Genomic DNA, 25,466 nt, shown 5'->3' on the forward strand with positions numbered 1-25,466 from the left:
GGCAACGGCAGGGCAACGGCTGGGGCAGGTGACGGGCTCGCCAGCAAATTCGGAGTGCGATCTCTTTTGTGTGATTTTTACTTGCGATTTTATAAGTGTGCCGAATACAATCCGCCCGTCTCAGCAAAAGGAGTCCCCCGTGGACACATGCTCCAGTAGTGGAAGTCCGATGCCGGTCTACGCCGGCGCAGTACCCGCGAGTTAGCAGCAGGATTACTCCTTCGCCGCTAACTCGCTCCGTTCGGGTTAGCGCGCGTCTTCAGTGACCGGTTCCAGCCGGTCTGCCAGTCGCACGCTCCCTCTGTTTGATCGGTATCGCATTGTTTGCGAGACCCGGTCACGTCTTCGTACATCGCCCGGTTTTGCCGGACCCGATGGGAGTGAGCTTATGTTCGTCAAATCGTTGTCGTATCGTTCTTTGGCGCGCCGCGCGCGCGGCGCTCAGACTTGTCTCACGCAGAAAGTCCCTGAAAGAGCGGGGTGGTGGATGTCGGGCGGCCACGTCGGGCTGACGTTTCTGTTGTCGGTCGGCGTGGCGCCGTCCGTGCTGGCACAGACGCCGGTAGTGGATCCGGTGCCCGCCTCGGATCAGGCGCCTGCCGCAGTTCAGTCTCCGGCCGCAGGGCAGACGTCTGCCGCTGAGCAGACCCCTGCCGCGCCCACCGGACTCTGGGAACGTTCGAATCTGCTCGACGACATGGGCGGGCTGCGCCCCTGGCTCGGCAACTACGGCGTGACCTTCAACCTGCAGGAAACCAGCGAGTATCTGAACAACCTGTCGGGCGGCGTCAAACGAGGCGGCGCTTACGATGGACTGACCCAGTTCGGTATCGTCGTCGACACGGAAAAAGCGGTGGGACTGCCGGGTGGCACGTTTAATGTCTCGGCATTGCAGATTCACGGCAGCAATCTGAGCCAACGGAATCTGCAGACCCTGCAAAGCGCTAGCGGTATCGAGGCCGACGACACGACGAGACTATGGGAGCTCTGGTATCAGCAATCCCTGATCGGCGGAAAAGTGGACCTGAAGGTCGGGCAGCAGAGTCTCGACCAGGAATTCATGGTGAGCCAGTTCGCGACGCCGTTCGTCAACGCGACCTTCGGCTGGCCTGTGTTGCCGTCGGTCGATATGCCGGCGGGCGGCCCTGCCTATCCGCTGTCGTCACTCGGCGTGCGATTGCGCGCCAGGCCTTCGGATGCCTGGACTGTGATGGCTGGTGTCTTCGACGGCAATCCGGTGGGCAGCGAGACGGGCGACCCACAGCAACAGAACCGCCACGGCACGAATTTCAATCTGCGTGGCGGCGCGTTGTTCATCGGCGAGGTGCAGTACGCCATCAACCAGCCTGCGGCGAATCCCTCGGGTACGCAGGCAGCCGGTCTGTCTGGCACCTACAAGCTGGGCTTCTGGTACAACACGCAAAAATTTGCGGACCAGCGTTTCGACAGTGCCGGTTTGTCGCTGGCGAATCCGGCGAGCAGTGGCGTGCCGGCGAGTCACCGGGGCGATTACAGCTTCTACGCAGTGGCCGATCAGACGGTCTGGCAACGGGGCGGGGACAGTCCGCAGTCGGTGGGTCTTTTCGCGAGAGTCATGGGCGCGCCGGGTGATCGGAATCTGGTGCACCTCGGCGTGAATGCGGGTGTAACACTTAAAGCGCCGTTCAAAGGGCGTGACAACGACGTTGCCGGATTGGCCGTCGGTTACGCGAAGATCGGCTCGCGTGCTCAAGGGCTCGCGAGCGATACCGCCTCGCTGACGACACCGGGCTATCCATCGCGCAGCGCCGAGACTGTCGTCGAGGCGACCTACCAGTATCAGGTCGCACCGTGGTGGCAGTTGCAGGCGGACTTCCAATATGTGTTCCGGCCGGCGGGCGGTATTCCGGATCCGGGCAATCCGTCCCAACGCGTCGGTAACGAAGCGATCGTCGGGTTGCGGACCAATATCGTTTTCTGAGTGGACCGCCGGCCGTTTCAACGCGCTTCTGGACGCAGTGGCACGTTGAAGCCCGCAGGACCGGGTAGGGGGATGGGCGATGCGGCGTTGTGGGAATTCCAGTTCCATGACGTCGATACGCAACTAACGGTCAAGCCCCGCTCGCCTCCCCGAATAACGCGACGCCCGCCTCGGTGGAAACTGAAGACGGCCACCGCACGCGTCCTACGCAGCAGCTATGCAGTGAAGAGACCGGCTATGCCACTCACCGATTGCCGTCAAGCAGATCGCCAAGCAATTCGTCGAATGCGGCCTGCGCATCTTCGAGTTCCTGCAACGCAGCGTCGAACGTTTGCAGCGCGAACTGCGAAGGCTGGCCGCTGCCGGCCGGCGGGAATTGCGATTGCAGTGACGCGAAGGCCGCCTTTACCCGCGTGGTTGCAGTCAAGACGCGCTCCATCGCGGCTGATTCTTCGGCTCTCGCCTGTTCGTGATCCATGAAAACTCCGTGCTCGTCTGGTCGGCTCGCGCCGTATCAAATGCGTGACTATGCCACGTCCGCAGTCAGGACAGCGGCAGGCCGCCGTTAGCCTTGATTTCCCGGAGTGACAACGCCGATTCCACCGAAGTCACGCCCGGCAGGCTGCGCATCTCATCGCGCATGAACGTGCCGTAATCGTCGAGATCGCGCGCGACCACCTGCAGAATATAGTCGGCGCTGCCCGACACGTTGTGGCACGCCAGAATTCGCGGGATTGCCTGGACCTCGCGTTCGAAACGGGTGGCCACCGCGCGGTCGTGCACGGCAAAACGCACATAGACGAACGCGACGACGCCGAGGCCGAGGGCGGAGCGCGAAAGCATCGCGCGGTACTGATCGATATAGCCGTCGTTTTCGAGGCGCTTGAGGCGGCGGGCGCAAGGTGTCTCGCTCAGGCCGACCATGTCGGCGAGCCGTGCATTCGACATGCGGCCGTCGTTCTGCAGCGCGGCGAGGATCGCGCGGTCTGTTTTATCGAGGTCGGTTGTCATGGCTTTGGGGTGTTGACAGTGCGTTGGCGGAAAACATGGCTCGGGAGTGGAATGTTAGCGTATTCCTTCAAAGATGAGGACGCTGCTCCTGTATTTCGCCAGCAAACCCTCCGCCGACGACGGCAAGATAGAGCCCTTGAAAACAAGAGGCTTCTATGATTTCCGCACACCTTCTGGTCGTTTATATCGCTGCGTTGTTTGTGGTTTATGCCGTGCCTGGGCCCGACATGGCGCTGGTTCTGCAGACCAGCATCGGACGCGGCGTGCGCAGTGGCTTCGCCGCGGCTGGCGGCCTTGGGGTGGCGCGGGCCACGCACGTCACATTGTCGGCATGCGGGGTGGCGGCGCTGCTGCGCAGTGCGCCCTGGTTGTACGACGTGGTGCGTTACGGCGGCGCGGTTTATCTCGCGTGGGTTGGTATCCAGATCTTCCGTTCACCGGTGTTCGCATTGCCCGAAGGTGGTGTGATGGGCGCCGAGTCGCGGCCGTTGCGGACCGCTTTCGTCAAGGGCTTGCTGACCAATCTGTTGAACCCGAAAGCACTGTTGTTCTGCTCGGTGTTATTGCCTCAGTTCGTGCGTCCTGTAGCCGGACCGGTTGCGCTGCAGATGGTCGAACTAGGTTTGGTGCTGCTCGCCATCGGCGCATGTTTCGACATCGCGTACGCGATTGGCGCGGCGCGCATTGCCGGCTGGATGCGGGCTCATCCTCTCGCGCAGACACTGCAGCGTTGGACTTTCTCAGCGGCGCTGATCGGCTTTGCGTTGCGGCTTTCGCTGGACTGACTGACTTCCGGACTTCCGGATGTCGGCACACGGTGATGCGATGCCCACGACAGGTAGCGAATAGAGTGGCGCGACGCGACTGTCGACGCATGCATCATGCCCGCGCGCTAAGTGATTGTGTTAATAAAGCCGATAGACAGCCGCGTACCGTCCCGCGGCAACACAACCGCTCGCTTCTATCTGTCGATGAAAACTTTTCTGCTTTATGCCGTGACCGCCATTGCCGAGATCGTTGGGTGCTATTTGCCCTGGCGTTGGCTGAAGGAGGGGGGCTCCATCTGGCTGCTGGTGCCCGGCGCACTCAGCCTCGCATTGTTCGCCTGGCTGCTGACGCTGCACGGCACCGCCGCAGGCCGCGTATATGCGGCTTACGGCGGTGTGTACGTGGCAGTGGCGATCGTGTGGCTATGGGGTGTCGACAAAGTGCGCCCCACGCTGTGGGATGCGGCCGGTGTGGCATTCACCCTGGCCGGCATGGCGATCATCGCGTTCCAGCCGCGTGTTTGACGCCGCACGTGTACTGCTCGTGCTCGTACGCGCTTCATGAGCGGTTCATGCGCCGGTTCGCACGCGGCCGATGTGCGGCTCATGTGCAGTTCATGTCGCAATCACATGGCACTCACGCCACAGCGCATACGCCTTCTTACTTGATGCCGCCCAGATAGTCGAGCTTGCCAAGTTCGACACCGTTGTGACGCAGAATGTCGTACGCCGTCGTGACATGAAAATAAAAATTCGGCAGCACGAAACCGAGCAGATATGACAGGCCCGTGAACTCGATCGGGCCAACGCGCATTTTCAGTGTGATCGGACGTTCTTCAGATCCGTCGATCTGTTGCGGATTGAATTCCTTCAGATAATCAATCGTCTTTTGAAGGCGAGCATCGAGTTCTTCGAAGGTCTGTTCGACGTCGTCGTACTTCGGTGCTTCGACGCCGGCCAGACGGGCGGCGCAGCCCTTCGCCGTGTCGCTCACGATATAGACCTGGCGCAATAGTGGCAGCATGTCCGGCGCGAGCCGCGCGTTCGTGAGCACGGACGGGTCGATCTGTTTCTCTGCAGCGTGCGCCTCGGCCTTGCCGAGGATGACTTGCAGGTTAGTCATGCCGCGCACCAGCACGGGCAATGACGCTTGATACATCGAAATTGACATGGGGTTCCTCTGATTCTTCGATCGTGCGCGCGGGTGGCGCGCGAGGCGCTGCAACGGCTGGATTGCCGCTTCAGCATGATAGCGCGGGTGCTGCGCGATGCGCATTGATCGAACGCGGCGTTAGCCATTCGGACAACTGCCGCGCGCGCCGGAACTGTGTTCGAATGCATGGGTCGGACGATTTGGCGAAGTTCTTGAAACAGCAATCCGCCGCTGGCCACGCGGCGGTGAGTTCGTGCAGGCGCGTGCCGTGCCTGGGGTCTGCTTTGCGGCCCGCGCCGTCACGCTAACAGGAGAATCGACACCATGGTCAATAGACAACCGCTGCCGGGAAGCGAGCGCACGGCGGAACAAGGTTCGACAGTCGTTGGGCAATGCGATCCGGCAGAACGGATCGAGGTTTTCGTGATGCTGCGCCGTCAACACCAGGCGCAGTTCGACGCACTGATGAGCAAGATCGAAGCGGGCGACCCGAGCGTCAAACCTCTATCGCGGGAGGCCTTTGCAAGAGATTACAGCGCCGCTCCGGACGACATCGCCAAGGTCAAAGCCTTTGCCACTGCACACGGCCTGACGGTGGTGCGGGAAGATCCGGCAGCGCGCCAGGTGGTGCTGAACGGCACGATCGCGCAGTTCCAGACCGCCTTTGGCGTCAAGCTGGAACACTACCAGCACCACACGGCGGGCCAGTTCCGCGGCCGCACCGGCACGATCAGTGTGCCGGACGATCTGCACGGCATCGTGCAAGCCGTGCTCGGCCTTGATAACCGGCCTCAGGCGCGGCCGCACTTTCGCATCCGGCCGCCGTTCCAGCCGGCCAAAGCGCATCAGGCGTCCTTTACGCCGCTGCAGCTCGCGTCGCTGTATCAGTTTCCGCAAGGCGACGGCAGCGGCGAATGCGTTGGCATCATCGAACTTGGCGGCGGGTACAACACGTCCGACCTCACGAGTTACTTTGCGAGCTTGGGCGTCGCTTCACCCAAGGTGAAATCTGTCGGTGTCGATCAGGGCAGCAATCAGCCGAGCGGCGACCCGAACGGGCCCGACGGCGAAGTCACGCTCGACATCGAGATCGTCGGTGCGATTGTGCCTGGCGCGACGATCGCGGTCTATTTCACACAGAACAGCGACGCCGGTTTCATCGACGCAGTAAGCCGAGCGGTGCATGACGCGACCAACAAACCCTCGGTCGTCTCGATCAGTTGGGGCGGCCCGGAGTCGAACTGGACCAGCCAGTCGCAGCAGGCGTTCAACAGTGTGCTGCAAACGGCGGCAGCGCTCGGTGTGACGGTCTGCGCGGCGTCGGGCGATAGCGGCTCGAGCGATGGTTCCAGCGGCGATCAGGTCGACTTTCCTGCGTCGAGCCCTTACGTGCTGGCATGTGGCGGCACGAGCCTGACCGCGTCGGGCACATCGATTTCGCACGAGGTGGTGTGGAACGACGGCGCACAGGGCGGCGCAGGCGGCGGTGGCGTGAGCCGGACCTTTCCGGTGCCGGTGTGGCAACAGGGTCTGTCGGCCACTTCATCGAGCGGCGCGAAGACGGCGCTCAGCGGGCGCGGCGTGCCGGACGTCGCCGGCGATGCATCGCCCATCACCGGCTATAGCGTATTGATCGACGGCACGCAGACGGTGGTCGGCGGCACCAGCGCGGTTGCACCGCTGTGGGCGGCGTTGATTGCGCGGATCAACGCGGCGAAGGGGCAACCGGCCGGTTTCATCAACCCCAAGTTGTACAAGGCGCCGGCTGCGTTCAACGACATCACCCAGGGCAACAACGGCAGCTTCGCCGCGTCGCCAGGCTGGGATGCGTGCACGGGGCTCGGCAGTCCCAATGGTCAGAAGGTGGCGGCGGCACTATAGTCTGATGAGTCGCGGTTCAGTTCGGAACGCGCCTCGCTGATTGCCAGCTCCGGCGCTCACCGGCTGTCCGCGCTTGGTCCCGGTGCGTTGCGTTCTGGCCGCAGGCGGTACGGTGCTTGCCTTCAGGAGACGCAGGCAACGCAGGACACACGAGTGACATCAAGAGACATCGAGACACATCAAGAGAGACACACCAAGGCTTTAACGAATCCATGGAGCGATCATGACGAACACCGAGTCAGCTTCCGTTAGTCCGCAGTCGTCACACAACACGCATGCTTCGCCCGCGACGGCCGCCGCCGGCACGTCGCACAAAGCCGGAGATCAGCCGTTCTTCGACCCGGTCGCGTATGGCAACGGTCCGGACGATTCCGTCACCGATACCTCGGAAACAGCCGCGGTGACGCACCATTCGACCACGATCGGCGGCCAGAAGATCAACTACACGGCGACGGCGGGTCACCTCGTCATTGTCGACCCAAGCAGTTCGCAGCCTGAAGCCAAGATGTTCTACGTCGCGTTCACGCAGGACAATCAGAAGGAGGAAACCCGCCCGGTGACGTTCTTCTACAACGGCGGCCCGGGTTCGTCTTCGGTGTTCGTGCTGCTGGGCTCGTTCGCGCCGCGCCGCATCAGGACGTCAATGCCGGGCTTTACGCCGCCCGCGCCATATTCGATGGAAGACAACCCTGACAGCCTGCTCGACAAGAGCGACCTCGTCTTCATCAATCCGGTCGGCACCGGCTACTCGGCGGCCATTGCGCCGAAGACGAACCGCGCCTTCTGGGGTGTCGACCAGGACGCCGACTCGATCAAGCAGTTCATCAAGCGCTTTCTCACCAAGAACAACCGCTGGAATTCGCCGAAGTATCTGTTCGGCGAGTCTTACGGCACGGCGCGCAGTTGCGTGCTGGCGTACCGGCTGCACGAAGACGGCGTCGATCTGAACGGCATCACGCTGCAATCGTCCATTCTCGACTACACGCAATCCGGCAACCCGGTCGGCGCGTTGCCCACCACCGCGGCGGACGCGTGGTATCACAAGAAACTCGGCATTGCGCCGCGGCCAACCGACCTCGGCACGTTTGCCGAAGAAGTGGCGCAATTCGCGCGCACCGACTATCTGGCGGCGCTGCGCAAGTTTCCGACGACGGATTCCGCAACCGTCGAAAAACTCAGCGAATACACCGGTATCGACAAAACCACCTTGCTCGCCTGGAGCCTCGACATCGCATCGTACGACAGCCGCGGCAATTCGCTGTTCCTGACCACGCTGCTGAAATCGCAGGGTCTCGCGCTCGGCGAGTACGACGGCCGCGTGACGGCGATCAACACCGGCATCGCCGGCAAGATCGACCCGAATTCCGGCGGCAACGATCCGACCATGACGGCGGTGACCGGCGTCTATACGACGATGTGGAACGTGTATCTGAATGAGCAGTTGAAATACACGTCGAATTCGGCGTTCACGGACCTCAACGATCAGGCATTCCAGTATTGGGACTTCAGCCATATCGATCCGACCGGCGCGCAGAAGGGGCTCGACGCGAAGGGCAACATCATTCTGTACACCGCCGGCGACCTTGCCGCCGTGATGGCGCTCAATCCTGACCTGAAGGTGCTGTCGGCGAACGGTTTCTTCGACTACGTCACGCCGTTCTATCAGACCGTGCTCGATCTGCAGCAAATGCCGCTTGTCAGCCAGCAGGTCCGGCAGAATCTGTCGGCGCGTTTTTATCCGTCGGGACATATGGTCTATCTCGACGGTGGTTCGCGTACCGCGCTCAAGGCGGATCTCGCCAAGATGTACGACACGACGGTGTCCAATACCCAGGCGCTCTTCCGTATCCGCGCCTTGCAGGCTCGGGTGGTGCAAAAGGCGAAGTAGCTTGCGGTTGCGCGTTGCCTGAGCCGTGCCCGGGCGCGGCGCAGGCAACTGCGCCGCCTTTGTACGGCGTATCGACACGGTCCTGCCACGTGTATTCGTGCACGCCAGGACCGCGCTGGCGTTCACTTGCGAGCGCCTTGGGGCGCATCTTCACTAACCTGCGTCTGTATGCCTTTTTCGCGCAGGGATTTTGAATGTGTTTTAATTAGTCTGCGAATTGAACTATTGCGCGCCGCTGCCGGCGCGCCAACGAATGAACGCAGGCATTGCAGACGGGCGCCGCATCATCTATTACAGCGACGCAACCAGCAGGACATACCAGACGGTTCCGCCGACGCCTGCGCGCCGGTGGAGTGCGGCGCGTCCCGGCCGCAAGATGCGTCTTGCGTTCCTGCTTGGTTTCACCGCGATATTCGCCTTGCGCGTCGGTGAAGTCCAGGCTCAGGATTCAGCGATGCTCGACGAGCACGTCACGCAGGAGTCGGTAGGTGAAACGATTTGCCGACCCGGCTATGCGGACACGGTTGCACCACCGTTCGACGAGTTGATGGCCCACAAGGACCGCATGCTTGCCGCGCGCGGCATCACTGCCGACAACGGTCCCGCTTTCGCGCTGGACAGGCGCGTGCCCATTGTGCTCGGCGGCTCGCCGAACGCACCCGCCAATCTCGATCTTCTGCCGTGGGCAGGCCAGCAGGGCGAGCGTCGCAAGGCGCGCGCCGCGGTCATGCTCAAACGCTGCGTTTGCGAAGGGAAGCTGAGTCTCGCGGAGGCGCAAGCCGCGATTGTCGGTAACTGGTCGGTGGTCTATTCGGGCTTTAGCCAGACGTCTTGCGATGTGAGCCGTCTCGATGTCGCAACCGGCGACAGCAACGGACGAGGCGACGGTCGCGACAGCGTGCCATGAGGCCGGCTGTCTCCGACGGCGTCGACGCTTCGTCCGCGGTGCTGGTTCACGTGCCGTAAGGCAAGAATGCATGGTGGGTGAGCGCGGCGAACGTGCAAGCGGCGGACTGATCCCGACGATCAGCCCGCCCTTTGCGCACGTCCCCCGCAGGATGCCGCTGGCGATGCATGCCGCTGTCCGGTGCGGCCCGATTTTTGCGTCCAGCGTCCGCGTCTGGTGCGTGTACCGGGCCTGCACCACTGAATGAACATGTGTTTTGCTATTTTTATCGCTGCTTATTCAGGTACAGTGCATTAACGGAAGTTTTTCGTAGGTCCGTTTTACGACATTGTGTCGCATCGCTTTTGTTGTCGATTGTGGCTATCCTGAAAACAGGACGAAATTCGAAGGGGAGATTTAAATGATTGCCTTCTATCTGACATTGGCTGCTGTGGGTGCGGCCGGCGCCGCCTTGATCCGCCAACTCGCGGCTGCTCAGGCGAAACAGCGTGCAGCGCTGCGCCCGGTGCGAGTGCAGGCTGCGGATCGCAGCGCGCGCCGAGGGTAGGCGGCATGAACCTGATCGTGCGCAATATCGCGGAATCGTGCAGCGAGCAGGAAGTGCGGGAATTCCTCAAGCGTGAGCTTGGGCATTACGCGAAACACGTCGAGGTGGTCGACGCCGGAAAACCCAGCGCCTACGCTACTGTCGAGTTAAACGCGGAAGTGCCGTATGTGGGCGAGGTGATCGCGCGGCAGATTCACGGCAAGCATTTGGGCGGCCTGACGCTCGAGGCCAGTGCTGATCTGTTTAGTGACGACACACCGCCTGCTCACTGAGTCTGTCGCAACCGCGTTTGCCGATTGCTTCGAATGCGCCGCGTGGGGAGAACGCGCTGCGTCAGGCGCAAATTCCTGACGGGCATCCTCCCCGCGCATTCTGGTTGTTACTTCCCTTTTCTTTACTTCCCTTTTCTCATTCCCCGCCTGTCTTCACTGGCCAATCGAACGGCGTGTAGGGCAGCGCCCGCTTGTGCCGCGTGACATCATAGAAGCGCAAGACTGTTGCGCGCGCCGCGTCGCTCACCGGTTTGCCTTCCAGAAAGTCGTCGATATCATCGTAAGGGATGCCGTATGCGTCTTCGTCCGGTCGTTGTGGGCGCAACATTTCCAGGTCGGCGGTCGGCACCTTGTGCGCCAGCGATTCGGGTGCGCCCAAGGCTTTGGACAGTGCCCGCACACGACGTTTGTTCAGGCCGGTGAGCGGCAGCACATCGGCGCCGCCGTCGCCGAACTTCGTGAAAAATCCCATCACCGATTCGGCCGCGTGATCCGTGCCGATCACCACGCCGGCCCGTGCGCTGGCTACCGCGTATTGCGCGATCATTCGCTGGCGTGCCTTGATATTGCCGTGGACGAAATCCTGCTGAGAGTCGTCGTTAAATCGCACACTGCTGTTATCCAGTGCGGCGAGCATTGCATCGGCGGCGGGTTTGATATCGATGGTGAGATTTTCGTCCGCGCGAATGAAGCTCAAAGCCTGCTGCGCGTCGGCTTCATCTTTTTGCACGCCGTAGGGCAAACGGATCGCGACGAAACGCGCGTCGTAATGTTCGGCGCGCAGCCGCTCGACCGCGAGTTGTGCAAGCCGACCGGCGGTAGTCGAATCGACGCCGCCGCTGATGCCGAGCACGTAAGTTTTCAGGCCGTTGCTGCGCAGATAGTTCGCCAGAAAGGCGACCCGGTGCTCGATTTCCTGTGCGGCGTCGAACTCGGCGGCGACATGCATTTCCGCTGCGATGCTTGCCTGGCGTGCGGCTGGGTCCTGTTGCGTCATGTTCCTCTTTCCTCCATGTGCGTAACGCGAGTGTCAACCATGAACGCTCGCGCGGATTGCTCGAGCGACCGGTCCACGAACGAGCCGATTCTGCGAGCATGTCGTGACGAATCGGTTTCGCGGTTTTATCGCGGATTGGCTTTCAATTCACTTTGCGCTGCTTTTAAAACCGCGGCGCAGAGCGTCGAATATCGGTTGTTAATACGGTGATATGGGTGAATTAGTCGAGTCTTCATCGACAGATGCCAATGTGCTTAGTAACATCCTCGTTCCGAGCGCCGCCGTGAGCCGGCGAGCAATCAATAATAATCAGGTTTGCTCAAATACGCGATGAACTACCCCAATTGGCCTCGCCAGCCTGCACCGGACCGCAGTACTTCCGCATCGGTAGATCGTCGAAGCGAAGTGGTGTGTATGTCGGATTTACGCTTCGTGCCGAGTTTCGCGCGCGCCGTTGGTTCAGTGCGCTATCTGGCGCGCGTGTTTGCGGCTGTCTTTTGCGCGGCGTCATGTGGCGCCGCTATCGCAGCGTCGGGCACGGTTTCGGCTTCGGGCGCCACGTCCGCCCGACCATCGGCATCCGCAGTGGCGAACCACCCGGCGCGCGCGGTCGACGCGTCGGCCGTTGCCGCGCCCGGTGCGGCCGGCGTGGTCGACCCGCGTCGCGCGTTTCTGCTGCGGGACGTGTTCGCGCAAGACGTCACGCGTCGGCTGAAAGTGCCGGCCACGGAGCAGCGCGCCTATGCCGACCGTCTGCAAACGGCGCTCGGCGAGCACATGCTCGGCAGCCTGTCGGGCGAGTATGTCGTGCTGGTCGATCGCAACGCGAACGTGCAGGCGCTGTTCATCTATTTCCGGGCAACGCCGTCCGACAACTGGCAGATGATCGGCGCGTCGCCGGTCTCAACGGGCAGGCCTGGCGAGTACGACCACTTCATCACGCCGCTCGGCGTGTTCGAACATACGCCGTCCAACATGGACTTTCGCTCCGAAGGCACGCTGAACGAGAACCACATCCGCGGCTACGGCAAGCGCGACATGCGGATCTTCGACCTCGGCTGGGCGCAGGGCGAACGGGGTTGGGGCAAGGGTGGCATGTCGCAGATGCGTTTCCAGATGCACGCCACCGATCCGGACCGGCTCGAGCCGCTGCTCGGTATTCGTCATTCGAAGGGCTGCGTGCGGATTCCCGCTTCGCTCAATGCGTTTATCGACCACTACGGCATTCTCGACGCTGAATATGTCGCGCTCGTCGAGTCCGGCAAATCGCTGTGGGTATTGAAAAGCGATTGCCAGGTGACGCCGTGGGCGGGGCGCTACATCGTCGTGGTGGATTCGGCGCGCAAGAGTCGCCCGGCCTGGGCGCCAGCCCCGGGAAGCAAGGTGCGCGCGAAAGTGCCGGCCGGCGCCGACACAGCGGATTAAGCGGCGGGTTAAGCGGCGGGCGAGGGTGCTGAGCCGATATCGAACTGCCGGGACGCAAGACGCGCGTCTTGTTCGAAGCTGCAATCATCACCACATCAGCAATACAGTCCCCGCGCCAAGTACTCCGCCGCACACCGCGCACGCCCACAGCAGCACACGCGTGCGCCGATATTCACGGCTGATATCCAGCATCAACTGTGCATTCTGCTGCGGGGTGCGGGCGCGATCGTGCTCATGCTGCAGATAGCGCACGGCCAGTTGCGGCACGCGCGGCAGCATATGCGCCAAATGCGGCAACTCGCGCGAGATGCGCTTGATCCAGCCGCGGTGATCCATGTCGCGCCGCGCTATGCCCGCCAGCACGCCGCGTGTGACATTCCACGTATCGACGCCTGGATGCAGCGCACGCGCGAGCATTTCCGCCTGCTGGAACGAGCGCTGGGCGGTGGCGAGCCGCCCGGACACGGCGCCGTCGAACGGATGCACGGCGTGCAGCAGATGATGAAAGAGCGAACCCGCCGAGCGCTCCTCCGGCGCGGCTGCGAAGTGCGCTTCGGCGCGCGTGCGCAACTCGGCTTCGAGCATCTCCTTGCGCGTGTCGTCGGACACATGACCGGCGTCGCGATGCAGTTCGGCGAGCCGGCCGTAGTCCTGGTCGAAGAGGGCGGTCGCGCCGTGTACGAAGAATTCGCGCTCGCCGGTCGACAGACTCGACATGATCGAAAACTCCGCCAGCACGAGACGTCCCAGTGTGTCCGGTTCGATGCTCACGCGCACCTTGCGCGCGTCGAGCGTCGCGTGAAAAAAGCCGTGCTCGAATGCCTGTTCAGTCACCACCTCGACGATATGTGCAGCCAGCGGCGCAAGCTTGACGTGATGCAAATGCAGGCCGGGCAGGTCGCTGGCGGCCAAGGTGCTGACGCGTTGCATCGTCAGCGTCTGGTTGGTGCACAGGTCCCAGATCACGACCGGCACGACGATGCGCCGGTCGCCGTCGAAGTGATGGCCGGTCTGGCTCAGATTGGCGGCTTCGGCGCGCAGGTCGAAACGGCGCTGGATGTCGTCGGTGAAGGTCTGCGCCAACGTCCGCAGTTGCAGGCGGCGGGCCGAGCCGGAAAGTTTCTCCAGCCAGCGCGCGACCCAGCGCAGAAGCGCGAGTTCGTCGCCGATCTGTTGCAACTGATCGGCGCGCACCAGCTTGATGGCCACTTCGCTATGGCCGTTGACCGGCACGATAAGCCGCGCGAAGTGCGTCTGTTCGGCAAAGCCGCCGCGCACCGGCACCAGATCGACTGCACTGAAGATCGTGGCGAGCGGCCGGCCGAATGCGCGTGCCAAAGCCTGTTCGGATTCCTGCGGCGGCAACGGGGCTTCGAGATGATCAATTGCGTCGATGGCATCGTGCAGGGTGCCGGTCGCGAGTTCGGGCCGCTCGACCAGGGTCTGCGCGAAGCGGCTTGCGAGCGGCCCGAGCGCGGGCAGCACGCCGTGCAGGCTCGCGCCGCTGCGCCCGGCCGCGTGCACGCGGCCGATCAGCTCGATCATCCAGTGCAGTTTGTGGTCGGATGGGGCGGCAAGCCAGAGCAGGCGTGCGCCATAACGCAACGCGTGGAACAGCAGCAGTAAACGGCGAAACAGTGGCGGCATCGGCAGTTCGGTTGACGGACTACGCGGCTTCGACAGGCGTCGGCGCGCGGCCAAGGCGTTCAGGTTAGCAGGTAAGCGCCGTAAGAGGAGCATCCCCGCGCCACGCGTAATACAATACCGCGGCCTTCTCCAATCGTGGCGAAACCCAAGCGTGCCGGCTCCCGGCCTCCAATAGATGCTCGCAGAACAACGTCACCAATACATCCTGGCGCAAGTCGCCAAAACCGGCGCGCTCTCGGTCGCTGAACTGGTGCGCGAACTGAATGTGTCGCGCGAGACGATCCGCCGCGATCTAAATGCACTGGCCGGGCGCGGTCTGCTCGTCACGACCCACGGCGGCGCGCTATCCAGCGACCGGCGCGAGCCCGACCTCGATACGCGAGAAGGCGCCAACGCCGGCGCCAAGCGGGCCATCGGCGAACGCGCGGCCGAGTTCGTGCCGGACGGCGCCTCGCTGATCATCGATTCGGGCAGCACCACCCAGGCGGTGGCCCGGGTGCTGCTCGACCGGCATCGCCTGTCGGTCTATACGAACGATTGGCGCATCGCGCTGCTGCTTGGCCGCCGCAACGATAACCGCGTGACGCTGCTCGGCGGCGAACTGTCGGATATCGAAGACGCCACTTTCGGCCTCGACACGGTCCATCAGTTGACGCAGTACCACGCCGACTTCGCCTTCATTGGCGCGGGCGGCATTTCGCCGGACGGCTACCTGACCGACTACAGCCGCATGGCCGCCGAAGTGCGCAGCCGTATGATCGCCGCCGCCGACACGGTGGTGGTCGTCGCCGACCACTCGAAGTTCGGGCGCGTGACGCCGGTGCGCATCAACGGTATCGAATCGGCGCGCTATCTGGTCACCGAATTGGCGCCGGAGAAGGCGCTCGGCAAGGCGATCACGGCGCATGGGCCGGAAATCCTGATCGCCTGAGCGGCTGTGCCCACGGAGCACCCGAGCGGCTGGCGGCCTGGGCGCATGAGCGAGCGCCCCACGTACCTGCGCACCACGGCCGCTCCGCGGCATCCACGTCACTTCACTTCACTTCACGCGAATCCCGAGCCATTTGAGCGCACGGTCGATCGCGGCCACCGCGTTATGCAGTTCGTTCGCATCGATCGCGCCGATGCAACCCACGCGGAACGTGTCCACTTGCGTCAGCTTGCCCGGATACAGCACGTAACCCGCCTCGCGCACCGCGGCGTAGAAGTTTGCAAAATTCCACGCGGGGTCGCGCGGCGCGTAGAACGTGACGATCACCGGCGCCTGCACATCGGGTTTCAGAAACGGTTCGAAGCCGAGCGCTTTCATGCCGCTTACCAACGCCGCACAGTTCTGTGTATAGCGCTCACCGCGCGCCGCTTGTCCCCCTTGCGCGAAGAACTGATCGAGCGCCTGACGCAAAGCCGCGACCACATGAGTCGGCGGCGTGAAGCGCCACTGCGTCGTCTTCTCCATATAGACATATTGATCGTACAGATCCAGCGCGAGCGACGGCGAGCGTCCTTCGCTCTGTTCCAGCACGCTGCGCCGCACAATCACGAATCCTATGCCCGGCACGCCTTCCAGGCATTTGCCGCTCGCCGAGATCAGCGCGTCGATGCCGCCGCGCCGTAAATCGATCGGCAGCGCGCCGAACGAACTCATCGCGTCGACGATCAGACTTTTGCCGTGCCGCTGACACACCGCGGCGATATCGTCGAGCGGATTGAGCAGGCCGGCGCTCGTTTCCAGGTGGACTTGCGCGACGTGAGTGATACGCGAGTCGCGATTCAGGGCGTCTTCGATGGCCGCCGCGCTGACCGGTTCGTCTTCGCGCAGCGTCAGTTCCACATAAGCGATCCCCATTCGCTGCAATATCCGGATCAGACGGGCACAATACGCGCCGTTGTTCGGAACCAGCACGCAGCCTTGACGCGGCACCAGCGTGCCGAGCGCCGCTTCGACCGCGAACGTGCCGCTGCCTTGAAGCGGCACGCATACATAGTCACTTTCACCATGTACGATTTTGACCAGGTCAGCGCACACGCTATGGGTCATACGGTTGAAAGCGGCGTCCCACGAGCCCCAGTCACGCAGCATCGCCTCGCGGGTTTGCCGCGAAGTGCTCAACGGGCCCGGGGTCAACAGGATCGGATCGTTTCCAGGAATCACACAGCCTCCGTCATCAGATGAATGTCCGTCGCCCGGGGAGGGTGACGAAAAGATTGATTTGGATATTATTGGCGAATTGTGTCAATTTTTGGAATTCGACAGAATAGTCATGGCGTTGTCATGGAAACCTGTGATCCTTGCCGTGCCCGTTCAGGCATGGCCGGCAGCGCGAGTGTCGTAGATGAGCTGTAAGTCAGGCTGGAGAAGAAGCGGCAAAGTTGTCGGCAATCTGCAATCCGCGCGAATTCGGGCGAAACTGCACGGCAACTGGCTGCGGGCAACACGCAAGCGGCGCGGCGCTACCGCCGTTCAATCACAACAGGTATCGGGATATCCCGACCGTCTGGTTTTTTGCCTTTCGGAGAGAGCGACATGACAAAGACGAATTCCCTTCACGCCACGGCTGGCCTCGCACGCAAACTGTTGCCGGCGCTGATCGCCGCGGCAGCATTCGGCGGCACGGCGATGCAGGCCCATGCGGCTGACGCAGTGGTGCTGTACACCGCCGACGGCCTCGAAAACCTCTATAAGGATGTGCTGCCGGCCTTCGAAAAGAAGGAAGGCGTGAAGGTCAACATCGTCACGGCAGGTAGCGGCGAAGTGGTGAACCGCGCCACCATCGAGAAGGATCAGCCGAAGGCCGACGTGATCGTCACGTTGCCGCCGTTCATCCAGCAAGCCGACCAGAGCGGCCTGCTGCAGGCTTATCAGAGCGCCAACTACAAGAACGTGCCGGCGATCGCCAAGGCGCCGAACGGTTCGTGGGCGACTTTCGTGAACAACTACTTCTCGTTCGCGATCAACCCGGACGTCACCAAGAACCAGCCGAAGACCTTTGCCGACCTGCTGCACCCGGACTACAGCGGCAAGGTCGCCTACTCGAACCCGGCTACGGCTGGCGACGGTATGGCCGTGATCATCCTGACCACGTCGCTGATGGGCGAAGACAAGGCGTTCGACTATCTGAAGAAGCTCGAAGAGAGCGCCAAGTTCCACACCAAGGGCACGGGCTACCTCGACGTGCTGCTCTCGCGTAACGAAATCGCCTTCGCCAACGGCGACCTGCAGATGGATCTGGACGATGCAGCGAACGGCGGTCTGTCGCTCAAGCCGATTTTCCTCGCAGCCAAAGCCGGCGATAAGCCGACCACCTTCCAGTTGCCGTACGCGATCGGCCTGATCAAGAACGGCCCGAATCAGGCAGAAGGCAAGAAGCTGATCGACTACCTGATGTCGACCGACGTGCAAGCCAAGGTGCCGGATATCTTCGGCATCCCGGGCCGCACGGACGTGCCGCTCGCCGGCAAGAACGGCGAAGCAGTCAAGAAGGCGATTGCCGGCGTGACGCTGATCCCGGTGGACTGGACGCAAGTGATGGCGAAGAAGGCTGACTGGACGGCACGCTGGAAGAGCGATGTGATCGGTTCGTCGGGCAAGCAGATCGAAGTCGTCAAGCCGAAGTAAGCCGGACCGTTCGCCATTGAGTCAGGCGGCGCCCTCGCATTCGTGCGGGGCGCCGTATCAGCATTAATCCAGTTGGAGGATGAACCCGGTGAATACGGCCAGTCTTGCTCACCCAGGCGCGCTCGGCGCCTCACCGGACGCGCTCGACGGCGCGCGTTCGAACACGCCGGGCGGCGTGCAGATCGACCATCTGACGGTGCGCTTCGGCACGCGCACCGTGCTCGACGATCTGTCGCTGACCATTCAGCGCGGCGAATTGCTCACCGTGCTCGGCCGCAGCGGTTGTGGCAAGACCACGCTGTTGCGCTTCATCGCCGGGTTCATCGAAGCGGACGGACTGTCGGGCACCTTGACCGTCGCCGGTCACGACCTGACGCACGTGCCGCCGCATAAGCGCAATCTCGGCTTGCTGTTCCAGAGCTATGCGCTGTTCCCGCATTTATCGGTATTCGACAACGTGGCTTTCGGCTTGCGTGCGCGCCGCACGCAGTCGAAGGATGTCGCGCGACGTGTCGCCGACGCGTTGAAGCTCGTGCAACTGGGCGACGCCGGGCACCACATGCCGGCGCAATTGTCGGGCGGCATGCAGCAGCGCGTGGCGCTTGCGCGTGCGCTTGTGATCGAACCCGATGTGTTGTTGCTCGACGAACCGCTTTCCGCACTCGACGCCAATCTGCGTGCCTCGGTGCGTTCCGAACTGAAGGCGCTGCACGAGCGCCTGCCGAATCTGACGATCGTCTGCGTGACGCACGATCAGGACGACGCGCTGGTGCTGTCCGACCGCACGCTGCTGATGCGCGAAGGCCGCATCGCGCAACTCGGCACGCCGCAACAGTTGTACGACACGCCGAACGACGGTTTCGTCGCGCGTTATCTGGGCGCGGCCAATCTGTTGCCGCCGCAGGTCGCATTCGGCATGGACGACGTGCGCTACAACGAGCGCGAGCGGGTGGCCTGTCTGCGTCCGGAAGCGCTGCGTATCGTGCCGCTTGGCGAGGGGCAATTGCATGGCGCGATTACGTCGGTCGAATGGTACGGCGCGGTGTTGTCGGTGTCGGTCGCTCTGGACGCGATGCCTAACGAGCCCGTGCTGGTCACCATGCAGCGTGGCCACGGCATGATGCCGGAGAAGGGCGCGCGTGTTTCCCTGCGTTATGAGGCTGACGATGTCGTCCTTATCAACCCCTGATACCCCAAATTCGATCAGCGAAGCCGCTGCCGATGCCCGCCGCAGCGCGAGCGCGGCCTCGCACACGGCGGCGGTGAAGCGACGCGAACGCGCGGCGCAATGGCATCTTCTGTTCCTTGCGGTGGTCGTGCTGGGTCCGCTGGTGATCTATCCGCTTGTACGTCTGGTGCTGTTGAGCTTCACGGGCCCGCACGGTTTGAGCCTGCAGGCCTACTCGGCGTTTTTCGGCAATCCTGAAACGCGCGGCGTAGTCGGCACCACGCTGTGGATTCTGTGTGTGAGTGCCGGGCTCGCATCGTTGCTCGGTATCGGCCTCGCGTCGCTCTTGTTCTTCAAGCCGTTTCCCGGCGCGCGTATGGTCACGCGATTCCTCGAACTGTTCGTCGCGTTCCCGTCGTTTCTGGTCGCGTTCACGCTGATCTTTCTGTACGGCTCGCAAGGCTCGGTCAGCATCGCCTTGCAGCAGCTTTTTCATCTCGAGGCGCCGCCGCTCAATTTCCTGTTCGGCGTGGGCGGCGTGATTCTCGCGGAAGTGGTCTTCTACGCGCCGTTTGTCGTGCGTCCTACGCTGGCGTCGTTCGCCACGCTCGACATGCGTCTGATCGAAGCCGCCCGCAGTCTCGGCGCGAGCGGCTGGATGGTTGCATTCAAGGTGATCCTGCCGCTCGCGTGGCCGGGCATCGCCGCGGGCACGATCCTGTGCTTTCTGCTGACCTTGAACGAGTTCGGCATTCTGCTCGTGCTCGGCAGCGCGCATCTGATTACGCTGCCGGTCGCGATCTACAGCTCGGCGACCGTCGACCTGGATCTGCCGACCGCCGCCGCCGGCGCGGTCGTGATGCTGATCATGTCGTTGTCGCTGTACGCGTTGTACCGCCAGGTCAACCGTCGCAAGGTGAAAGGAGCGGGCCATGGCCGTTGAACTCGACCCAACCGTTTTGCCGGTTATGCACAAGAAGGCGCGGCCGGTGCGCCGCAGTCTGCCGGTACGCATACTCGGCAGTCTGTTTCTCGGCTTTGCCGCGTTGCTGTGCTTCTGGCTGTTCGTCCTGCCGGTGCTGGTGGTCGCGCTGTCGAGCGTGGCCGGGCACTGGTCGGGCACGATCCTGCCCGACAGCCTCAGCACGCGCTGGTTCGAGCGCCTCGGCTCCAGCGACTTCGACGCGCTGACGACGAGCCTCGCAATCGGCATGGGCGTTGCCGTGCTCGGCACGATTCTCGGACTGTGGCTGGCACTGGCGCTCGAAGGCCGTGACCGGCGCGGTCTCGGCGCGTTCGTCGACACCATCGCGATGATGCCCAACGGCGTGCCGAGCGTGGTGCTCGGGCTGGCCGTGCTGATCGCGTACCACAAGCGTCCGCTCGATCTGTCGAGCTCGGCGGCCATCGTCGTGTTCGTGCAGCTCGCGCTGGTGCTGCCGTTCTGCTACCGCTGCGCGGCCGCCGCGTTGCGTCCGGAATTGACCATTCTGCGCGAAGCGGCAGCGAGCCTGGGTGCGCCGCCGTCGATGGTGCTGCGCGGCGTCGTGCTGCCGCAACTGGTGCCGGCGATCCGCGCGAGTCTCGCACTCGGCTTCGCGCTCTCGCTCGGCGAACTCGGCGCCACGCTCACGGTGTACCCGCCGGGCTTTGCGACGGTGCCGATCGTGGTGGTTGGGCAAGTGGAGCGCGGGTATTACCTGCCGGCCTCCGCGTTGTCGCTGATTCTGCTGATGGTCTCGCTTGCCGCGCTGCTGCTGATCGCGGCGCGTGTCCCGCGCCGTCGGGTGGACTGACGGGCACCTTCTGATTGTTGTGTTTGCGTGGCGCATGCCAGGCGGCGGGCGCGCAAACACGAAAACACATATCGATGTGGCGAAATTTGTCAAAATGACCGAATATATGCAAACTGCTTCTGTCGATCCGATTGAGGTTGTGCGCAGGCATTCGCTGACGACGCTGGTCCGCGACGAAATCGAACGGCACATCATCGAAGGTGCGCTCGCACCCGGCGACAAACTCAACGAAGCCGACTGGGCCGCGCGTCTGCAAGTGTCGCGCGGGCCGGTACGCGAGGCGTTTCGCGCGCTGGAGCAAGCGGGCCTCGTGCGCACCGAAAAAAACCGCGGCGTGTTCGTGCGAACGGTGTCGCTGGCTGAAGCGGACGAGATTTATGCGGTGCGCGCGGTGCTTGAGGAAGCGGCGTGCCGGATGCTGGCTTCGCGTATCGATGCGCAGAAGCTTGCGGTGTTGCGCGAGTGGCTCGACGCGATGCGCGCCGCGCTCGATGCGCAGGATCACGATGCCTACGCGCGCGCCAACGTGGCGTTTCACGACGCGATCGTGGCGGCGTCGGGCAATGTGAAGCTATATGAGACATATCGAAGGCTGGTGAGCGAGTTGAGTCTGTTTCGCCGCGCCGCGCTGGTGGTGCATGCCGACGCGATGGAGCGCTCGCTCGCCGAACATCGTGCGATTCTGACGGCGCTGGCCTCGCGCGATGCCGAACATGCCGCGGCGCTGATGCATGCGCATGTGAACGGCGGCCTGCAGCGCGCGCGTGAGGCGTGCGAACCGGCGGGGTCGTTGGGCGCGGTGCAGATGTCGGCGGCATCGAACGATTGAGGCTGGCTGCAACGGATTGACCAGAGCACGCGTGCTCTCAACGGATGGAAGGTAATGATGGCAAACGCAAGCGAACGTACGATCGAAGTCAACGGCCGCAGTTACCGGCTGCCCTCGCAACCGACGGTCGTAGTGTGCGTCGACGGCTGCGAATACGATTACCTCGAAGCCGCGGTCGCGGCGGGCGTCGCGCCTTTCATCGGCAAGATGCTCAAGGGCGGCGCGGCCTTCAAGGGCGATTGTGTGATTCCGTCGTTCACCAACCCGAATAATCTCTCGATCGTGTGCGGTGTGCCGCCCTCGGTTCACGGCATTTGCGGCAACTACTTCTGGGACCCGGACGCGAACGGCGGCGAAGGCGCGGAAGTGATGATGAACGATCCGGCCTATCTACGCGCGGGGACCTTGCTGGCTGCCGCGGCGGACGCAGGCGCGGCGGTCGCCGTGGTCACCGCGAAAGACAAGCTGCGCCGGCTGCTCGGCTGGCAATTGGAGGGCATTTGCTTCTCGGCGGAAAAAGCCGACAAGGTGACGCGCGAAGAAAACGGCATCGATGAAGTACTCGATCTGGTCGGCTTGCCGGTGCCGGATGTATATAGCGCGGGCTTGTCCGAGTTCGTGTTCGCCGCCGGCGTGCGGCTTGCTGAAACCCGCAAGCTCGACCTGATGTATCTGTCGACCACCGATTACATCCAGCACAAATGGGCGCCGGGCACCGAAGGCGCGAATGCGTTTTACGCGATGATGGACGGCTACCTCGCCAAGCTCGACGCGCTCGGCTGGGTGATCGGCCTCACCGCCGACCACGGCATGAACGCCAAGCATGATCCGAAGACCGGCGAGCCGAATGTGATCTATCTGCAGGACGTGCTTGATGAATGGCTTGGTGCTCGCCGCGCCCGTGTCATCTTGCCGATTACCGATCCCTATGTCGTGCATCACGGCGCGCTCGGTTCGTTCGCGACGATTTACTTGCCGCACGATGTGAGCGTTACGCAGGTGATTGAGCGAATCGGCGGATTGCAGGGCATTGAAGTCGTGCTCGACAATCACGCCGCTTGCGAGCGCTTCGAACTGCCGAATGACCGCGTCGGCGATATCGTCGTGGTGAGTACCCGACATGTGGTGCTCGGCACGCGTCGCGATGAGCACGATCTGTCCGGACTGACCGTGCCGTTACGCTCGCACGGCGGCATCTCCGAGCAGGAAGTGCCGTTGCTGTTCAATCGCCGCGTCGAGGGTTTGCCTTCCGGGAAACGGTTGCGCAACTTCGATATCTTCGACGTCGCGTTGAATCACGTGTCGGCATCATGAACGCCGTGCTGCGGGATCATCCGGCATTTCGGGCGGAAACGCTGCGGCTTAAGGGCGAGCACGCGACGCGCTCGCGCACGCTCGATGTGTTCGATCCTTATACAGGGGCGCGGGTGGGCACGGTCCCGTTGGCGAGCATCGACGATGTACGCGCCGCGTTTGAATACGCCGCCGCCTATCAAGCGAAGCTCACGCGCTACGAGCGCTCGCAGATTCTCGAGCGCGCTGCGGCGTTGCTGCGGGAGCGGACCGAGGAGGCCTCGGATCTGATTTCGCTCGAGTCGGGTTTGTCGAAGCAGGATTCGCGCTACGAGATCGGCCGCGTCGCCGATGTGTTCAAGTTCGCCTCGATCGAAGCCCTGCGCGACGACGGGCAGAGTTTTTCCTGCGATCTCACGCCGCATGGCAAGAAGCGTCGGGTGTTTTCGCAGCGTGAGCCGCTGGCGGGTGTGATCGTCGCGATTACGCCGTTCAACCATCCGATGAACCAGGTCGCGCATAAGATTGCGCCGGCTATTGCAACCAATAATCGTGTGGTTCTGAAGCCGTCGGAGAAGGTGCCGTTGTCGGCGTTTTTTCTGGCGGACATTCTTTATGAAGCGGGTTTGCCGGCACCGATGCTGCAAGTGCTGACCGGCGATCCGCGCGAAATCGCCGACGAACTGATTACGCATCCTTTGGCCGATCTCGTCACTTTCACCGGTGGCGTGGCGATCGGCAAATACATTGCGGCGAAGGCGGCTTACCGGCGAGTCGTGCTGGAACTGGGCGGCAACGATCCGCTGATCGTGCTCGAAGACGCCGATCTCGATCGTGCGGCGACACTAGCCGTGCAGGGTTCGTATAAGAACTCCGGGCAGCGGTGTACTGCAGTCAAACGGATGCTGGTGCAGAAGAGCATCGCGGCGGATTTCACCGATCTGGTCGTGGAGAAGACGCGCGCATGGACCTATGGTGATCCATTCGACGCGTCCAATCAGATGGGCACCGTGATCGACGTCGCCGCCGCGCAACTATTCGAGGCGCGTGTGAACGAGGCTGTGGCTAGTGGCGCGCGCTTGCGCATCGGCAATCAGCGCGACGGCGCGCTTTATTCGCCGACGGTGCTCGATGGCGTCGACCCGTCAATGACGCTGGTGCGCGAGGAAACGTTTGGCCCGGTGTCGCCGATCATTACCTTCGATACGCTCGACGACGCTATTCGTATCAGCAATGGGACGCCATTCGGGTTGTCGTCCGGTGTGTGCACGAACCGGCAGGACGCGATCACGCGCTTCATCAATGAATTGCGCGTGGGAACAGTCAACGTGTGGGAAGTGCCGGGATACCGGATCGAGCTGACGCCGTTCGGCGGCATCAAGGATTCCGGGCTTGGCTATAAGGAAGGTGTTCAGGAAGCGATGAAGAGCTTCACCAATCTGAAGACCTTTTCATTACCTTGGGAGTAAGAACGTGGCATTGAGTCTGAACGACATCCGTTCGTTATATGAGCAATACGGCAAGCTCGCCTATAGCGGTGAGCCTGTGACGCAGCTTGAGCATGCGCTGCAAAGCGGCGCACTGGCGGAAGAGGCGGATGCGGACGATGAACTCGTCGCCGCCGCGTTTCTGCACGACCTCGGCCATTTGCTGAATCTGCAAGGCGAAACGCCGACGGAGCGGGGCATCGACGATCTGCATCAGTATTTCGCGCTACCGTTCTTGCGGCCGGTGTTGTCGGACGCGGTGCTGGAGCCGATCCGGTTGCACGTCGACGCCAAGCGCTGTCTCTGCGCAATCGACGATGCGTACTTCGGCCAGCTTTCCGCTGATTCGGTGCGGAGCCTGGAATTGCAAGGCGGCATCTTCAGCAAGGAAGAGGCTGAGGCGTTCCTGCAGAAACCCTACGCGGAAGACGCATTGCGTCTGCGTAAATGGGACGATCGCGCAAAAGAAGAGAACCGTGCGACGCCGGGGCTCGATCATTTTTTGGGCGTAGTCGAGCGCGTGATGCAGAAGCACGTGGCCACCTGAACGAGGTGGTTTTCGGCTGAGCGTCGGGTGAGCTTGTTGTGCCACTCGTTTTCAATTCTCGCGCCATTTCTGGCGCAGTCCATGCGTATCAAAATAACGCTTGCAAGGGGCCGTCCGGCTCGCTAGAATCTCGCTCTTTCGTGCTTCGGACACCGGGGCACGGGGAGCGGGAGAGCCAGTAGTGGCAAGGCTTTGCGCGATGTGAGCGGGTTCAGGAAGTTAGAAAAACCTGTTGACGGCGTAGCGAAAGTTCTTCATAATCTCGTTTCTCTGCT

Annotated in this window: 24 protein-coding genes; 18 read left to right on the top strand and 6 right to left on the bottom strand. The window is 62.6% G+C overall.

The window, feature by feature from the left end:
* The first annotated feature begins 487 nt into the window (after positions 1-487).
* Complete coding sequence (locus P3T25_RS37325; RefSeq protein ID WP_429362056.1) at positions 488-1,960, top strand: carbohydrate porin; 1,473 nt, start codon at positions 488-490, stop codon at positions 1,958-1,960.
* 244 nt (positions 1,961-2,204) lie between these two features.
* Here the strand turns inward: P3T25_RS37325 and P3T25_RS37330 are convergent, their stop codons facing one another.
* Entirely contained in the window at positions 2,205-2,438 is a 234-nt protein-coding gene (locus tag P3T25_RS37330; RefSeq protein WP_054039234.1) for a hypothetical protein, read from the bottom strand.
* A 65-nt stretch (positions 2,439-2,503) separates the two neighbouring features.
* A complete protein-coding gene (locus P3T25_RS37335) occupies positions 2,504-2,971 on the bottom strand; it encodes an Lrp/AsnC family transcriptional regulator (protein ID WP_054039235.1) in 468 nt (155 codons plus the stop codon).
* A 155-nt stretch (positions 2,972-3,126) separates the two neighbouring features.
* On the opposite strand from P3T25_RS37335, the gene P3T25_RS37340 reads away from it, so the two are divergent.
* Both P3T25_RS37340 and P3T25_RS37345 read left to right on the top strand, forming a co-directional pair.
* Positions 3,127-3,756: a LysE family translocator gene (locus P3T25_RS37340; RefSeq protein ID WP_154564321.1), complete on the top strand. Its 630-nt coding sequence runs from the start codon at positions 3,127-3,129 to the stop codon at positions 3,754-3,756.
* Between the two features lie 186 nt (positions 3,757-3,942).
* Entirely contained in the window at positions 3,943-4,263 is a 321-nt protein-coding gene (locus P3T25_RS37345; protein ID WP_154564319.1) for a YnfA family protein, read from the top strand.
* 136 nt (positions 4,264-4,399) lie between these two features.
* On the opposite strand, the gene P3T25_RS37350 is transcribed toward P3T25_RS37345, so the two are convergent.
* On the bottom strand, positions 4,400-4,909 hold the full coding sequence (locus P3T25_RS37350) for a DUF1993 domain-containing protein (protein WP_154564317.1): 510 nt from the start codon (positions 4,907-4,909) through the stop codon (positions 4,400-4,402).
* A 306-nt stretch (positions 4,910-5,215) separates the two neighbouring features.
* Here P3T25_RS37350 and P3T25_RS37355 point away from each other — a divergent pair, with 306 nt between their 5' ends.
* The 5 genes from P3T25_RS37355 (at position 5,216) to P3T25_RS37375 (ending at position 10,386) form a co-directional block, all read left to right on the top strand.
* Positions 5,216-6,772: a S53 family peptidase gene (locus P3T25_RS37355; RefSeq protein ID WP_429362041.1), complete on the top strand. Its 1,557-nt coding sequence runs from the start codon at positions 5,216-5,218 to the stop codon at positions 6,770-6,772.
* A gap of 223 nt (positions 6,773-6,995) precedes the next feature.
* Positions 6,996-8,660 (top strand): S10 family peptidase, encoded by a 1,665-nt coding sequence (locus tag P3T25_RS37360; protein ID WP_429362043.1) that lies wholly within the window; start codon positions 6,996-6,998, stop codon positions 8,658-8,660.
* A 253-nt stretch (positions 8,661-8,913) separates the two neighbouring features.
* The gene (locus tag P3T25_RS37365; RefSeq protein ID WP_429362045.1) at positions 8,914-9,567 is read left to right on the top strand and encodes a hypothetical protein; all 654 of its coding nucleotides are present in this window, start codon (positions 8,914-8,916) and stop codon (positions 9,565-9,567) included.
* Between the two features lie 400 nt (positions 9,568-9,967).
* Positions 9,968-10,114 (top strand): hypothetical protein, encoded by a 147-nt coding sequence (locus P3T25_RS37370; RefSeq protein ID WP_166618253.1) that lies wholly within the window; start codon positions 9,968-9,970, stop codon positions 10,112-10,114.
* 5 nt (positions 10,115-10,119) lie between these two features.
* A complete protein-coding gene (locus tag P3T25_RS37375; protein WP_154564309.1) occupies positions 10,120-10,386 on the top strand; it encodes an RNA-binding protein in 267 nt (88 codons plus the stop codon).
* Positions 10,387-10,522: 136 nt separating this feature from the next.
* Here the strand turns inward: P3T25_RS37375 and nadE are convergent, their stop codons facing one another.
* Positions 10,523-11,383 carry an ammonia-dependent NAD(+) synthetase gene (gene nadE, locus P3T25_RS37380; RefSeq protein ID WP_429362048.1) on the bottom strand — a complete coding sequence of 287 codons (861 nt, stop codon included), beginning with the start codon at positions 11,381-11,383 and terminating at the stop codon, positions 10,523-10,525.
* Positions 11,384-11,797: 414 nt separating this feature from the next.
* Between nadE and P3T25_RS37385 the strand changes: the two genes are divergently transcribed.
* The gene (locus P3T25_RS37385) at positions 11,798-12,808 is read left to right on the top strand and encodes a L,D-transpeptidase (RefSeq protein WP_429362050.1); all 1,011 of its coding nucleotides are present in this window, start codon (positions 11,798-11,800) and stop codon (positions 12,806-12,808) included.
* Positions 12,809-12,895: 87 nt separating this feature from the next.
* Here P3T25_RS37385 and P3T25_RS37390 read toward each other — a convergent pair whose 3' ends face one another.
* Entirely contained in the window at positions 12,896-14,455 is a 1,560-nt protein-coding gene (locus P3T25_RS37390) for an ABC1 kinase family protein (RefSeq protein WP_266240275.1), read from the bottom strand.
* Positions 14,456-14,630: 175 nt separating this feature from the next.
* On the opposite strand from P3T25_RS37390, the gene P3T25_RS37395 reads away from it, so the two are divergent.
* Positions 14,631-15,386 (top strand): DeoR/GlpR family DNA-binding transcription regulator, encoded by a 756-nt coding sequence (locus P3T25_RS37395; RefSeq protein WP_266240276.1) that lies wholly within the window; start codon positions 14,631-14,633, stop codon positions 15,384-15,386.
* 108 nt (positions 15,387-15,494) lie between these two features.
* On the opposite strand, the gene P3T25_RS37400 is transcribed toward P3T25_RS37395, so the two are convergent.
* Complete coding sequence (locus P3T25_RS37400) at positions 15,495-16,604, bottom strand: 2-aminoethylphosphonate--pyruvate transaminase (RefSeq protein WP_266240283.1); 1,110 nt, start codon at positions 16,602-16,604, stop codon at positions 15,495-15,497.
* Between the two features lie 375 nt (positions 16,605-16,979).
* Between P3T25_RS37400 and phnS the strand changes: the two genes are divergently transcribed.
* The 8 genes from phnS to P3T25_RS37440 all read left to right on the top strand — a co-directional run bounded on the left by phnS (position 16,980) and on the right by P3T25_RS37440 (position 25,191).
* Positions 16,980-18,071, top strand: a complete 1,092-nt coding sequence (phnS, locus tag P3T25_RS37405; protein WP_154564299.1) for a 2-aminoethylphosphonate ABC transporter substrate-binding protein — start codon at positions 16,980-16,982, stop codon at positions 18,069-18,071.
* An 88-nt stretch (positions 18,072-18,159) separates the two neighbouring features.
* Positions 18,160-19,260: a 2-aminoethylphosphonate ABC transport system ATP-binding subunit PhnT gene (gene phnT / locus P3T25_RS37410; RefSeq protein WP_054039278.1), complete on the top strand. Its 1,101-nt coding sequence runs from the start codon at positions 18,160-18,162 to the stop codon at positions 19,258-19,260.
* Positions 19,238-20,182 (top strand): 2-aminoethylphosphonate ABC transporter permease subunit, encoded by a 945-nt coding sequence (locus tag P3T25_RS37415; RefSeq protein WP_154564295.1) that lies wholly within the window; start codon positions 19,238-19,240, stop codon positions 20,180-20,182. The genes phnT and P3T25_RS37415 overlap by 23 nt, the downstream gene beginning before the upstream one ends.
* Positions 20,172-21,035, top strand: coding sequence for a 2-aminoethylphosphonate ABC transport system, membrane component PhnV (gene phnV / locus P3T25_RS37420; RefSeq protein WP_154564293.1), 864 nt, complete (start codon positions 20,172-20,174; stop codon positions 21,033-21,035). Before P3T25_RS37415 ends, phnV begins: the two co-directional genes overlap by 11 nt.
* Before the next feature lie 94 nt (positions 21,036-21,129).
* Positions 21,130-21,864, top strand: coding sequence for a phosphonate utilization associated transcriptional regulator (locus tag P3T25_RS37425; protein ID WP_154564291.1), 735 nt, complete (start codon positions 21,130-21,132; stop codon positions 21,862-21,864).
* A 57-nt stretch (positions 21,865-21,921) separates the two neighbouring features.
* Entirely contained in the window at positions 21,922-23,178 is a 1,257-nt protein-coding gene (gene phnA, locus P3T25_RS37430) for a phosphonoacetate hydrolase (protein ID WP_154564289.1), read from the top strand.
* Positions 23,175-24,626, top strand: a complete 1,452-nt coding sequence (gene phnY / locus P3T25_RS37435; protein WP_154564287.1) for a phosphonoacetaldehyde dehydrogenase — start codon at positions 23,175-23,177, stop codon at positions 24,624-24,626. Before phnA ends, phnY begins: the two co-directional genes overlap by 4 nt.
* 4 nt (positions 24,627-24,630) lie before the next feature.
* A complete protein-coding gene (locus tag P3T25_RS37440) occupies positions 24,631-25,191 on the top strand; it encodes a phosphonate degradation HD-domain oxygenase (protein WP_168435864.1) in 561 nt (186 codons plus the stop codon).
* Positions 25,192-25,466: the final 275 nt, after the last annotated feature.

It is taken from the genome of Paraburkholderia sp. GAS32 (assembly GCF_050434225.1).
GTDB classification, from domain to species: Bacteria; Pseudomonadota; Gammaproteobacteria; order Burkholderiales; family Burkholderiaceae; genus Paraburkholderia; species Paraburkholderia madseniana.